A 13,684-nucleotide genomic window follows, 5' to 3' on the forward strand; every position below is an offset into this window, starting at 1 on the left:
ATCGATATCGAACTGCGGATGCTGGTCGAAGCTGTCTATCTCAAGTACAACTACGACTTCCGCGACTACACCGGCGCGTCGCAAAAACGCCGCGTGCTGGCTGCCATGCGTGCGATGGAGTGCGATACCGTGTCTGCGCTGCAAGCCAGGGTGATGCACGAGCCGAGCGCCTTTGCCCGCTTGCTGCAATTCCTGACCATTCCGGTCACGGAAATGTTCCGCGATCCCGAGTACTACCTGGCCGTGCGCGAGTATGTCGTGCCGCACCTAGAGACCTATCCCTCGCTGAAGATCTGGGTGGCCGGCTGCAGCACCGGCGAAGAGGTGTATTCGCTGGCGATCCTGCTGCAGGAAGAGGGCTTGCTGGAGCGCAGCCTGATCTACGCCACCGACATCAATCCGGAATCGCTGGAAGCGGCGCGGCGCGGCGTGATGCCGCTCGAGCGCATGCGCCTGTACACCGAGAATTACCAGAAGGCCGGCGGCACCCGGGCCTTCTCGGACTATTACACGGCGGCCTATGGCGGGGCGCTGTTCGAGCGTACGCTGGTGGAAAACGTGACCTTCGCCGACCACAGCCTGGCCACCGACAGCGTGTTCGCCGAAACCCATTTCATCAGCTGCCGCAATGTGATGATCTACTTTAACCGACGCCTGCAGAACCGGGTGCTGGGCCTGTTCCACGAATCGCTGGTGCACCGCGGCTTCCTGGGGCTGGGCAGCAAGGAGAGCATCGACTTTTCCAGCTATGCCCAGCGTTTCGAGCCGCTCGCCAGGCGCGAGCGCATCTTCCGCAAGGTGGGCGCATGATGCCGTCCGCCGCCATGGATGACGCCGGGCTGCGGGCGCTGCTTGCCGGCCGCCGCATCGAGGCGGTGGTGATCGGCGCGTCCGCCGGCGGGGTCGAGGCCCTGGGGGCGCTGCTGCCGGCGCTGCCTGCCGCCTGCCGGTTGCCGGTCATGTGTATTTTGCACCTGCCGGCCGACCGCGAGAGCCGCCTCGCCGCGCTGTTCGCCGAGCGCTTGCCGCTGCCGGTCAGGGAAGCGCTCGACAAGGAAGCCATCGAGCCCGGCACCGTGTATTTCGCCGGCCCCGGCTACCACCTGTCCGTGGAACGCGACTTGACGTTCTCGCTGAGCTGCGAAGCGCCCGTACATTTCGCGCGCCCGTCCATCGACGTGCTGATGGAATCGAGCGCCGACGCCTACGGCCCCGGCCTGGTCGGCATCCTGCTCACCGGTGCCAACCACGACGGCGCCGCCGGCATGGCCGCAATCCATGCGGGCGGCGGACTGACCGTCGTCCAAGATCCCGATGACGCCCAGGTCGCCACCATGCCCAGGAGCGCCATCGACCGTTTTTCGCCGCACCTGATCCTGCCCCTGGCCCGCATCGGGGCCTTGCTGCCCATGCTGGAGAAAGACACTCATGAGCCCGAATAATCCAAGCAAACTGCTGATCGTCGACGACCTGCCGGAAAACCTGCGCGCGCTGGACGCCCTGATCCGCGACGGCCAGCGCCAGGTATTCCAGGCCTTGTCCGGCGAACAGGCGCTGACCCTGATGCTCGAGCACGAGTTCGCGCTCGCCATCCTGGACGTCCAGATGCCGGGCATGGACGGCTTCGAACTGGCCGAGCTGATGCGCGGCACGGAGCGCACCCGCAACATCCCGATCGTGTTCGTCTCGGCCGCGGGGCGCGAGCTGAACTATGCATTCAAGGGCTACGAGCAGGGCGCGGTCGACTTTTTGCACAAGCCGCTCGACCCGGACGCGGTGCGCAGCAAGGTCAACGTCTTCGTCACCCTCGACCAGCAGCGCCGCGAGATGCGGCGCCAGATGGAAGCGCTGGAGCGCAGCCGGCGCGAGCAGGACGTCCTGCTGCGCGAGCTGAACAAGACCCAGGAAGAGCTGCAGCGCTCGCTGCGCATGCGCGACGATTTCATGTCGCTGGTGGCCCACGAACTGCGCACCCCGCTCAACACGCTGTTCCTGGAAACGCAGATGCGCAGCCTGCAGCTCAAGCGCGGCAACCTGCCTGCCTTCGATCCCGAGCAGGTGGGCAACATGATCAAGCGCGACGAGCGCCAGATCAAGGCAATGATCCGCCTGATCGACGACATGCTGGACGTCTCGCGCATGAAGAGCGGGACGCTGTCGATCCGGCCGGGCAAGGTCGAACTGATGGGCCTGCTGGAACGGGTCGTCAACGACCTGTCCCTGCAGGCCGCCGCGGCCAACGCGACCCTGCAACTGGCCGGCCACGGCCCCGTGGAAGGCTGGTGGGACGAGTTCCGCATCGAGCAGGTGATCGTCAACCTGCTGACGAATGCGCTGCGCTACGGCGGCGGCGGCCTGGTCGAGGTCAGCGTGCAAGAGATCGGCTGCAATGTGCGCATCGACGTGCGTGACCACGGCAAGGGCATCGCCCCCGACTACATCGACCGCATCTTCGAGCCCTACGAACGCGGCGCCAAGGCCGGCGAGCCGAAGGGTCTCGGCCTGGGGCTGTACATCTCGCGCCAGCTGGCCGTGTCGCACGGCGGCGAGCTCACTGTGCAGAGCACGCCGGGGCAGGGCGCCACCTTCAGTTTGCTGCTGCCGTGCAGCGAGGCGACGGTGCCGGCTACGGCCATGTCCGCCTGATTCCCGATAGCTAAAATCAATTAGAGAAATCCGTTCAATTAATTTCACATTCAAGAGTGTGCGCGGTATAGTACGCACCTAACGTTTTTTTAACCCCGAAAGAGGAGTTTTCATGTCCATCATCAACACCGAGATCAAACCGTTCAAGGCAACCGCTTTCCATGACGGCAAGTTCGTCGACCTGACCGAAGCCGACTTCAAAGGCACCTGGTCGGTCCTGATGTTCTACCCGGCGGACTTCACCTTCGTCTGCCCGACCGAACTGGAAGACCTGGCTGCTTTCCAGCCGGAATTCGCGAAGATGGGCGTGAAAGTCTACGGCGTGTCGACCGACAGCCACTTTGCCCACAAGGCATGGCACGACACCTCGGAAGCCATCAAGAAAGTGAACTACCCGCTGATCGGCGACCCGACCGGTACCCTGGCGCGCAACTTCGAAGTCATGATCGAAGAAGAAGGCATGGCCCTGCGCGGTACCTTCGTCATCAATCCGGAAGGCCAGATTAAGGTCATGGAGGTGCACGACAACGGCATCGGCCGCGACGCATCGGAACTGATGCGCAAGGTTAAGGCTGCCCAGTACGTCGCCTCGCACCCGGGCGAAGTCTGCCCGGCCAAGTGGAGCGAAGGCGCCGAAACCCTGAAGCCGTCGCTGGACCTGGTCGGCAAGATCTAATCGATTTAGGTAGGGTGGGCACAACGTGCCCACGTCGTACCAGCATTACCCGGAGACCGTCCGCGAGGGGCGGCGGTTTCCTACCCCCTCCTGATAAGCAGCCCGTCCGCGATGGGCCTGCCCTGAAAGACAGGCGATCAAACTGGTCGATCTGCCGGTCCAGATTTACGACTTTGATTATTGGATGCGTCCGCATGTGCGTCGCATCGGCCTGAACACGACTGAAGAAAAGGAAAAGACCATGAGCGTACTCGACAATGACCTGAAGACCCAACTGGGCGCCTACCTGCAGCGCGTCCAGCAGCCGTTCGAACTGGTGGCGTCGCTCGACGACAGCGAGACCTCGAAGCAGATGCTCGACCTGCTGCAGACCATCCAGGGCCTGCGCAGCGACAAGATCACCCTGCGTACCGACGGCAACGACGCCCGCAAGCCGTCGTTCAGCCTGAAGCGCACCGGCAGCGACACCAGCCTGCGCTTCGCCGGCCTGCCGCTGGGCCATGAATTCACCTCGCTGGTGCTGGCCCTGCTGTGGACCGGCGGCCACCCGCCGAAGGTCGAGCAGGACGTCATCGACACCATCAAGACGCTCGACGGCGACTACGAGTTCGACGTCTACATGTCGCTGACCTGCCATAACTGCCCGGACGTGGTGCAGGCACTCAGCCTGATGGCGATCCTGAACCCGCGCATCAAGACCACCGTGATCGAAGGCGGCGCTTTCCAGAAGGAAGTCGAGGAGCGTCAGGTGATGGCGGTGCCGATGGTGTTCCTGAACGGCGAGATGTTCGGTTCCGGCCGCATGATGATCGAAGAGATCGTCGCCAAACTGGACAAGGGCGCCGGCGAGCGCGACGCCGCCAAGCTGAATGCGAAGGAGCCGTACGACGTGCTGATCGTCGGCGGCGGCCCGGCCGGCTCGGCAGCGGCCGTGTATGCGGCCCGTAAAGGCATCCGCACCGGCATCGCCACCGGACGCATGGGCGGCCAGGTAAACGACACGATGTCGATCGAAAACTACATCTCGGTGCTGGAAACCGACGGCCCGAAGTTCTCGGCCGCGCTGGAAGCCCAGGTGCGCCATTACGGCGTCGACATCATGACCCAGCAGGAAGCCGCGCAGCTGATCGCGCCGTCGGCGCCGGGCGAGCTGGTCGAGGTGCGCTTCGCCAACGGCGGCTCGCTGAAGTCGAGCACCGTGATCCTGTCGACCGGTGCGCGCTGGAGGAACGTCAACGTGCCGGGCGAGCAGGAATACAAGAACGCCGGCGTGAACTACTGCCCGCACTGCGACGGTCCGCTGTACAAGGGCAAGCGCGTGGCCGTGATCGGTGGCGGCAACTCGGGCGTGGAAGCGGCGATCGACCTGGCCGGCATCGTCCAGCACGTGACCCTGATCGAGTTCGCCAACCAGTTGAAGGCGGACGCGGTGCTGGTCAACAAGCTGAACAGCCTGCCGAACGTCACCGTCCACGTGAATGCCCAGACCACCGAGATCACTGGCGATGGCAAGAAGGTCAACGGGATCAGCTTCAAGGACCGCGTGTCCGGCGAAGACCGCCACGTCGAACTGGAAGGCGTGTTCGTGCAGATCGGCCTGGTACCGAACACCGAATGGCTGAAGGGCAGCGTGGAACTGTCGCGCTTCGGCGAGATCGTGGTCGATGCCCACGGCCGCACCAACATCCCGGGCGTGTTCGCCGGCGGCGACGCCACCACCACGCCGTTCAAGCAGATCGTGATCGCGGCGGGCGATGGCGCCAAGTGCGCACTGGCCGCCTTCGACTACCTGATCCGCATGCCGGTGGCGGTCGAAGCGGCCTGAGTTATCTCCACCATCGTGGAAGTTCGAGAGATTTCTTGGTGGAAATTCCCTGTACGATAGGGATTGCCGGTGGCCACGGTGGCCGCCGGCCTGTCAACAGGGGATCCCATGACGTTTCTCGAATCGATCAAGACCTGCTTCAGCAAATACGCCACTTTCGAAGGAACGGCATCCCGTTCGGAATACTGGTGGTTCTTCCTTTTCCTGTGCCTGGCGTCGCTCTTCTGCGGGGTGTTCAGCAATGCGCTGCAGCTGGGATTCAATATCGCGACCTTGCTGCCTTCGCTAGCCGTGGCCACCCGGCGCCTTCACGATACCGACCGCAGTGGATGGTGGCAGCTGCTGTACTTCGTTCCGCTGATCGGCTGGATTATCCTGATCGTGTTCTGGGCGCAGGAATCGCGTCTGAATCGCTACGCGAATTCGAGGGATGTCTATGTCTGAAAGACTGGAGGAAGGGACGAGGGAAAGCGCGCCGACCGCTGAGCTTCAGCTCAAGGTAGCGTCGCTGGAGCATGCCATCGGCACGCCAGGTTGAGGATGCGGGACTGCGAGGTCTGTCGCATCGATCAGTGGAAGAACATCGGCGCCATGCCATTCAGGGCATCGGTCTCGACCAGCAGCCAGGTCGCGATGGTGATCAGGCCAGCGTGAAGTGCGGTCCAGGTGGCGGGAAAGATGCGAATCATGATGAACCTCCAGAGAAGTGCCGGTTGTGAGATGATGGTTCCATGATAAGTCGGCTGCTGTTTGGCAACTATCGGCGGGGAATCCGCCGCGTTGTAGGAATTGACCTTGCGAACCTGTCTGACCGCTGGTGGAAAAGGCCAGTGGGGCTCCTACGGTAACTGTAGGTTGCGTCCTATGGCGGTCCAGTTCGTCCAACAGTACAGTTGGGCCATCATGACCCGACACGAACCCAAACTCCTGCACAAAGGCCTGCTTGCGGTACGCCGCAACACCATCCGCCGCCTGCTGAATACCGTCTTCGGCATCCAGCAGCTGCGCGACGGCCAGCAACGCGTGATCGACAGCGTCCTCGACGGCAAGGACACGCTGGCGATCATGCCCACCGGCAGCGGTAAATCGCTGTGCTACCAGATCCCCGCCCGCATCCTCGAAGGGATGACGGTCGTCGTATCTCCGCTCATCTCTCTCATGAAGGACCAGCTCGAGAAGCTGGGCGAGATGGGGATCCGCGCCGTGCAGGTCAACAGCAGCCTGTCTGCGGAAGAAGAGCGCGAGGCCCTCGCCGCGATCGCGGAAAACCGCTGCGAGATCGTGTTCTGCACCCCAGAGCGCCTGGTGATGGCGGAGTTCGTCGAGGTGCTGAAGCAAGTGAAGATCGCCCTGGTGGTGGTCGACGAAGCCCACTGCATCTCGCAATGGGGGCACGACTTCCGCCCGGCCTACCTCGAGATGGCCGGCGCGATCGAGGCGCTGGGGCGTCCGCCGGTGCTGGCATTGACCGCCACCGCCACCGAGGACGTGGTCGACGACATCGGCCGCCAGCTCAACCGCCCGCGGATGAACGTCATCAATACCGGCGTGTACCGCCCGAACCTGCAGTACAGCGTGATCCAGGTGACCAACCCGGACGAAAAGCTGCAGGAGGCGCTGCGCCTGGTAAGCGAGACCGAAGGCAAGGGCATCGTCTACGCCGCCACCGTCAAGATGGCCGAAGAGATGTACCAGGTGCTGGAGGAGCAGGGCGAATCGGTCACCATCTACCACGGCAAGCTGGCATCGAGCGAGCGCAAGGCCAACCAGGACCTGTTCATGAACGACGAACGGCGCGTGATGGTCGCCACGAACGCCTTCGGCATGGGCATCGACAAGCCGGACACGCGCTTCGTGATCCACCTGCAGATCCCCGCCAACCTGGAAGCCTATTACCAGGAGTCCGGGCGTGCCGGCCGCGACGGCAAGGATGCCGAATGCACGCTGCTGTTCCTGCAGGACGACAAGCGGGTACAGCAGTTCTTCCTGGTGAAGCACTACCCGACCGCGGACGAGATCCGCGCCGTCTACGACGCCGTGCGCACGCTGGCGGAAAATGAGACCGCCACGCCCGAGCGCGTCGAGGACGTCGCCGGCGAGCTGGCCGGCCCGCATTTGAAAGTCTGCCTGAAGCTGCTGAAGGATGCGAAGCTGCTGCGCCAGTCGCGCAAGCTGGCCTTCAACGTGACGGCCCAGGCACCGAAGGGCAGCCTGTTCGAGGCGATGGCCGCGGTGTACCGTCAGAAGCAGGAACACGACAAGGAAGCGCTGGAGCAGATGGTCAGCTATGCGGTCAGCGGCTTTTGCCGCTGGAAGCTGCTGCTGGATTACTTCGGCGACGAGGTCGAGGGCTTCGAGAAGTGCTGCCGCTGCGACAACTGCCTGAACCCGCCGGCGGCGGTGCTGACGGAAGACATCGAGATCCGCGACGACGAGTTCGACCGCGCGCCGGAACCGGAGCCCGATCCTGCGTCTATCTTCGAGCCGGGCGCGCGCGTGAAGGTGCCGAAGTATGGCGAGGGCGTGGTGACCTCCAGCGCCGGCGACCAGGTCTGCATCGACTTCCCCGACGGCGAACAGCGCTCCTTCCTGAAGGAGTTCGTCGAGCACGTCGATTAAGGAGCGATATGGGTGACATGGTTGTCGTGCGCAAGGAGGGCCTGTACTGCGTCCCCGGTGATTTCTACATCGACCCCTGGCGGCCGGTGGAGCGGGCCGTCATCACCCATGCCCACGGCGACCACGCGCGCTGGGGCCACCGGCACTATCTTGCCTCGGATGCGAGCGTCGGCATCCTGAAATCGCGTCTCGGCGCCGACATCGCCATCGATGGCGTGGCCTACGGCGAACGCGTGGTGCACAAGGGCGTCGCCATCTCGCTGCACCCGGCCGGCCACGTGCTGGGGTCGGCCCAGGTGCGGATGGAATATGGCGGAGAAGTCTGGGTCGCCTCGGGCGACTACAAGGTCGAACCCGACAAGACCTGCGCGCCCTTCGAGCCGGTACGCTGCCATACCTTCATTACCGAATCCACCTTCGGCCTGCCGATCTATCGCTGGGATCCGCAGCAGGAAGTGTTCGACGAGATCAACCGCTGGTGGCGCCGCAACGCCGACGAAGGCCGCACCAGCGTGCTGTACGCCTACGCCTTCGGCAAGGCCCAGCGCGTGCTGTCCGGCCTGGATACCTCGATCGGTCCGATCGTCTGCCACGGCGCGGTCGAACCGCTGAACCGCGTCTACCGCGAGGGCGGCGTCGCACTGCCGCCGACGCAGCTGGTCAGCGAGACCGGCAAGGACGAGATGAAGCGCGCCCTGGTGCTGGCGCCGCCCTCGGCGGCCGGCTCGACCTGGACCCGCCGCTTCGGCGATTACAGCGACGCCTTCGCCAGCGGCTGGATGCTGCTGCGCGGTGCGCGGCGGCGGCGCGGCGTCGACCGCGGCTTCGTGCTGTCGGACCATGCCGACTGGCCCGGGCTGCTCGGTGCGATCGAAGCGACCGGCGCCCAGCAGGTGGTGGTCACGCACGGCTCGATTCCGGTGATGGTGCGCTGGCTGTGCCAGATCGGACTGGACGCGAAAGCCTTCGACACCGAGTATGGCGACGATGAGGCGACTGACGTCGCGTCATCGAACGATGAGGCGACCGGCTCGGCCGCGCCGGAGGAGGGGGAGGCAAAAAAAGCGGAGGCGAAGGATGCGTGAATTCGCCCAGCTCTACGCCGAACTCGACGAAACCACCGCCACCAACCGCAAGCTCGAGGCGCTGCAGAACTATTTCGAGCATGCGTCTCCCGACAACGCCGCCTGGGCCGTGTACTTCCTGGCCGGCGGCAAGCCGCGCCAGGCGGTGCCGACCAGGGTGCTGCGCGAAGCGGCGATCGAATACGCCGGCCTGGACGAGTGGCTGTTCGAGGAATGTCACGCGGCGGTGGGCGACATGGCCGAGACCATCGCCCACATCCTGCCGGCGCCGAAGCGCCACAGCGATGTCGGCCTGGCCGTATGGATGGAAGAGCGCATCGGCCCCTTGCGCGGCGCCGACCCGGCCACCATCCGCGACAGGCTGTTCGAGTACTGGGACGAGCTGACCTGGCGCGAACGCTTCCTGTTCGTGAAACTGATCGGCGGCGGTTTCCGGGTCGGGGTGTCGAAACTGCTGGTGACGCGCGCGCTGGCGGCCATCGCCGCGGTCGACGCCAAGCTGATCGCCCAGCGCCTGATGGGCTGGACGGACGGCCGCGTAAGCCCGACGGGGGCCGGCTTCCTGCAACTGATCGCGGCCCAGTCCGAGGACGAGCACAAGCTGCGCGGTGGGCAGCCTTACCCCTTCTTCCTGGCGCATCAACTGCAGGGCGACCCGGCGGATCTCGGGATGCTGTCCGACTGGCAGGTCGAGTGGAAATACGACGGCATCCGCGCCCAGCTGGTGCGGCGCGGGGGCCAGAACTACCTGTGGTCGCGCGGCGAGGATTTGATTACCGAGCGCTTTCCCGAGCTGGGCGCATTGAGCCTACCGGAAGGGACGGTGGTCGACGGCGAGGTGCTGATCTGGACCACGGGAGATGCGCCGGCGCCCTTCGCCGACCTCCAGAAGCGCATCGGCCGCAAGACCCTGAGCGCCAAATTGCTGGCCGAGTTGCCGGCGGTGCTGCTGGCCTACGACCTGCTGGAACTGGACGGCGTCGACCTGCGCGGCCTGCCGCAGCATGAGCGGCGCGCCTTGCTGGAGACCCTGGTGACGGGCGTGGCCAAGCCGCAGCTGCGCATCTCGCCGCTGGTGACGGCCGACACCTGGGACGACCTCGGTGCGCTGCGCGCCGAGTCGCGCGCGCGCGGCGTGGAGGGCATGATGCTCAAGGCGAGGAATGCCCGGTACGGCGTGGGCCGCACCAAGGATGTCGGCACCTGGTGGAAGTGGAAGATTGACCCCTACGCGGTCGATGCCGTGCTGATCTACGCCCAGCCGGGCAGCGGCCGCCGCGCGTCGCTGTACACCGACTACACCTTCGCCGTGTGGGACGGCGAGGGAGAACGGCGCCGCCTGGTGCCCTTCGCGAAAGCCTATTCGGGCCTGACCGATGCCGAGATCCGCCAGGTCGACGCCACCATCCGCAAGACGACGGTCGAGAAGTTCGGCCCGGTGCGCTCCGTCAAACCGACCATGGTGTTCGAGCTGGGCTTCGAGGGCATCGCACTGTCGCCGCGCCACAAGGCCGGCATCGCGGTGCGCTTCCCGCGCATTTTGCGCCGGCGCGACGACAAGCCGGTCGAGGAGGCGGATACGCTGGATACGCTAAAAGGCCTGTTGCAGGCTACGGGGCCATGAGCAAGTCGCTGGCAGAGCAGGCCATCGATGCCTGGTTCGCGGCGCGCGGCTGGAAGGTGTTTCCGTTCCAGCGCGCCGTGTGGAAGGCCGCGCTGGCCGGGCAGTCCGGCTTGCTGCACGCGAACACGGGCGCCGGCAAGACCTACGCGGTGTGGTTCGCGGCGATGCTGCGCGGCGCAAACAGATCGCGCAGGGACCGCACCGGCCTGCGCGTACTGTGGATCACGCCGATGCGCGCGCTGGCGGCCGACACCCAGCGTTCATTGGAAGTCTCGGCAGCGGAACTGGGCGTCGCGAGTCCGGAAGCGATCGGCGCCTGGACCCTCGGCGCGCGCACCGGCGACACCGGCTCCGCCGAGCGCGCGCGCCAGTCCAAAAGCCTGCCCGGCGCGCTGATCACGACGCCGGAATCGCTGTCGCTGCTGCTCTCGCACGCGGCCGCGCGCGACCAGTTCAAGCACCTCGACATGGTCATCATCGACGAGTGGCACGAACTGATGGGCAGCAAGCGCGGGGTGCAGGTACAGCTCGCCCTGGCGCGGTTGCGGCGCTGGAATCCGCAACTCGTCGTGTGGGGACTGTCGGCGACCATGGGCAACCTGCAGGAGGCACGCCACGTGCTGCTCGGGACCGATGCGGAAGAATCCGCAGGTGTTCTGGTCGAAGGCGACCTGAAAAAGCAGATCGTCGTCGACTCGCTGATCCCGGAAAATGTCTCGCGCTTTCCCTGGGGCGGCCACCTGGGCCTGCAGATGCTGCAGCCGGTCATCGACGAGATCGACAAGCACGAGGCCACGCTGGTCTTCACCAATACCCGCTCGCAGTCCGAGATCTGGTACCAGAACCTGATCGAGGCGCGCCCCGACTGGGCCGGCGTGGTGGCGCTGCACCACGGCTCGCTCGACCGCGAGGCGCGGGAGTGGGTCGAAGGCGGCCTCAAACGCGGCGAGCTGAAGGCCGTGGTCTGCACCGCCAGCCTGGACCTGGGCGTGGACTTCCTGCCGGTCGAGCGCGTGCTGCAGGTCGGCAGCGCCAAGGGCATTGCGCGCCTGCTGCAACGGGCCGGGCGCAGCGGCCACGCGCCGGGACGGATCTCGCGCGTGACCCTGGTGCCGACCAACAGCCTGGAGCTGCTGGAAGCGGCCGGCGCCAAGCGTGCCGTCGCCAGCCGCCGCATCGAGGCCAGGCAGGTGCCCAACAAGCCTTTCGACGTGCTGGTGCAGCACCTAGTGACGGTGGCGCTGGGCGGAGGCTTTCGCAGCGACGAGCTGTACGAGGAAGTCCGGAGCGCCTGGTCCTACCGCAAGCTGACCAAAGAGGAATGGCAGTGGGCGCTGGACTTCGTTGCCCACGGCGGCCAGAGCCTGTCGGTGTATCCCGAGTACCGGCGCGTGCTGCCGGACGAGGAGGGCGTCTACCGCGTGCCCGACGCCACCATCGGGCGCCGCCACCGGATGAGCATCGGCACCATCGTCTCGGACGCGCAGATGCAGGTAAAGTACATGAGCGGCGGGCGCATCGGCAGCGTCGAGGAATCCTTCATCGGGCGCCTGAAGCCGGGCGACCACTTCCTGTTCAGCGGCCGCATCCTGGAGCTGGTGCGGGTGCACGAGATGACCGCCTACGTGAAGCGCAGCAGCAGTACCAAGGGCGCGATCAGCCGCTGGAACGGCACCAAGATGCCGCTCAGTTCCGAGCTGGCCCACGCCGCGCTGGAAGAGCTGCGCCTGGCCGCCGAGGGCAGCTACGAAGGCCCGGAAATGCAGGCGTTGCGACCGCTGCTGGAGATCCAGGAACGCTGGTCGGCCCTGCCCAGCAGCGACGTGCTGGTGGTCGAGAGCATGAAGAGCAGGGAAGGTTTTCACCTGTTCGTGTATCCCTTTGCCGGGCGCTCGGTGCACACCGGGCTGGCCTCGTTGCTGGCCTTCCGCGTCGGGCGCGTGATGCCGTCGACCTTTTCGGTGGCGGTCAACGACTACGGTTTCGAATTGCTGTCGCCGGAGCCGGTGGACTGGCACGGCATGTTCGCGGCGGACACCGGTGCCGGCGTCGGCCTGTTCGATACCGGACGCCTGCTGGAAGACGTGCTCGAATCCCTGAACGCGACCCAGCTGTCGCGTCAGCGCTTCCGCGAAGTGGCGCGCATCGCGGGCCTGATATTCCAGGGCTATCCGGGCCAGCACAAATCGATGCGCCAGGTGCAGGCTTCGTCTTCGCTGTTCTTCGAGGTGTTTCGCAAGCACGACAGCGGCAACCTGCTGCTGACCCAGGCCGAGCGCGAAGTGCTGGAACAGGAACTGGAGCTGACCCGCCTGCGCGACACCCTGCTCGAACTGCACGGACGCCGCCTCGCCTGGCGCGAAGTGAAGCGTGCCACGCCATTCGGCTTCCCGCTGATGGTCGAGCGTTTCCGCGAGAAGGTCTCGACCGAGAAGCTGTCCGACCGCGTGGCGCGCATGGTGCGCGAACTGGAAAAGGCGGCCGCGGCATGAGCCCCGGCGCGCTGATGGTCGAACTCGGAGGAGAGCGGCTGATCCTGCTGCCGCAGAAGGCCGCGTTCTGGCCGCGCGAGCGCATGCTCGTGATCGCCGACATCCACTTCGGCAAGGCGGCGGCCTTCCGCTCCTGGGGCATTCCGGTGCCGAAAGGGACGACCAGCGAAAACCTGGACGCGCTCGACGAGCTGATACTGCTGACCGGCGCGCAGCACCTGCTGTTCCTGGGCGACTTCCTGCACGCGCGCGCGGCCCACGCGGCCGGCACCCAGGCCGCGATGCTGGCCTGGCGCAGGAAGAACTGCGAGCTCATCCTCACCCTGGTGCGGGGCAACCACGACAAGCATGCCGGCGATCCGGCCGCGCAGCTCGGCATCGACCTGGTCGACGAACCGTACACGGTCGGGCCGTTTTCCTTCTGCCACCATCCCGACGTCGACGCGCCCGGCTACGTGCTGGCCGGCCACGTGCATCCGGTGTACGTGCTGGCGACGCGCTTCGACGCGCTGCGCCTGCCCTGTTTCATCGCCGGACCGCGGCGCATGATCCTGCCGTCCTTCGGCGCATTTACGGGCGGGCATGCGCTACGGCCCGCACCGGACGAACGGGTCTGGGTGAGCTCAGGCGAGGCCGTGCACAGCGTACGTTAGCGCACCGAGCCATTCCGTTCCGCGGCGTAAGCTGGTCACATTGATAATGACGCTTCGCAGGAGG

11 protein-coding genes are annotated in these 13,684 nt (G+C 65.6%); all 11 read left to right on the forward strand.

Annotation, left to right across the window (positions count from 1 at the left end; genetic code table 11):
* Window positions 1-18 precede the first annotated feature (18 nt).
* On the forward strand, window positions 19-810 hold the full coding sequence (locus ACI48D_RS00770) for a CheR family methyltransferase (RefSeq protein ID WP_435569345.1): 792 nt from the start codon (window positions 19-21) through the stop codon (window positions 808-810).
* On the forward strand, window positions 810-1,442 hold the full coding sequence (locus ACI48D_RS00775) for a chemotaxis protein CheB (RefSeq protein WP_435569346.1): 633 nt from the start codon (window positions 810-812) through the stop codon (window positions 1,440-1,442). The genes ACI48D_RS00770 and ACI48D_RS00775 overlap by 1 nt, the downstream gene beginning before the upstream one ends.
* Window positions 1,429-2,646: a hybrid sensor histidine kinase/response regulator gene (locus tag ACI48D_RS00780; RefSeq protein ID WP_435569296.1), complete on the forward strand. Its 1,218-nt coding sequence runs from the start codon at window positions 1,429-1,431 to the stop codon at window positions 2,644-2,646. The genes ACI48D_RS00775 and ACI48D_RS00780 overlap by 14 nt, the downstream gene beginning before the upstream one ends.
* A gap of 112 nt (window positions 2,647-2,758) precedes the next feature.
* Window positions 2,759-3,322, forward strand: coding sequence for an alkyl hydroperoxide reductase subunit C (ahpC, locus tag ACI48D_RS00785; protein WP_435569297.1), 564 nt, complete (start codon window positions 2,759-2,761; stop codon window positions 3,320-3,322).
* 241 nt (window positions 3,323-3,563) lie between these two features.
* Entirely contained in the window at window positions 3,564-5,147 is a 1,584-nt protein-coding gene (ahpF, locus tag ACI48D_RS00790; RefSeq protein WP_435569298.1) for an alkyl hydroperoxide reductase subunit F, read from the forward strand.
* 108 nt (window positions 5,148-5,255) lie between these two features.
* The gene (locus ACI48D_RS00795) at window positions 5,256-5,591 is read left to right on the forward strand and encodes a DUF805 domain-containing protein (RefSeq protein WP_435569299.1); all 336 of its coding nucleotides are present in this window, start codon (window positions 5,256-5,258) and stop codon (window positions 5,589-5,591) included.
* Between the two features lie 459 nt (window positions 5,592-6,050).
* Window positions 6,051-7,766, forward strand: coding sequence for a RecQ family ATP-dependent DNA helicase (locus ACI48D_RS00800; protein WP_435569300.1), 1,716 nt, complete (start codon window positions 6,051-6,053; stop codon window positions 7,764-7,766).
* An 8-nt stretch (window positions 7,767-7,774) separates the two neighbouring features.
* Window positions 7,775-8,851: a ligase-associated DNA damage response exonuclease gene (locus ACI48D_RS00805; RefSeq protein ID WP_435569301.1), complete on the forward strand. Its 1,077-nt coding sequence runs from the start codon at window positions 7,775-7,777 to the stop codon at window positions 8,849-8,851.
* Window positions 8,844-10,475, forward strand: coding sequence for an ATP-dependent DNA ligase (locus ACI48D_RS00810; RefSeq protein ID WP_435569303.1), 1,632 nt, complete (start codon window positions 8,844-8,846; stop codon window positions 10,473-10,475). The genes ACI48D_RS00805 and ACI48D_RS00810 overlap by 8 nt, the downstream gene beginning before the upstream one ends.
* The gene (locus ACI48D_RS00815; protein ID WP_435569304.1) at window positions 10,472-12,967 is read left to right on the forward strand and encodes a ligase-associated DNA damage response DEXH box helicase; all 2,496 of its coding nucleotides are present in this window, start codon (window positions 10,472-10,474) and stop codon (window positions 12,965-12,967) included. Before ACI48D_RS00810 ends, ACI48D_RS00815 begins: the two co-directional genes overlap by 4 nt.
* Window positions 12,964-13,620 (forward strand): ligase-associated DNA damage response endonuclease PdeM, encoded by a 657-nt coding sequence (pdeM, locus tag ACI48D_RS00820; protein ID WP_435569305.1) that lies wholly within the window; start codon window positions 12,964-12,966, stop codon window positions 13,618-13,620. Before ACI48D_RS00815 ends, pdeM begins: the two co-directional genes overlap by 4 nt.
* The last annotated feature ends 64 nt before the right edge of the window (window positions 13,621-13,684 follow it).

It is taken from the genome of Massilia sp. LXY-6 (assembly GCF_051233485.1).
Lineage (GTDB): Bacteria > Pseudomonadota > Gammaproteobacteria > Burkholderiales > Burkholderiaceae_D > Telluria.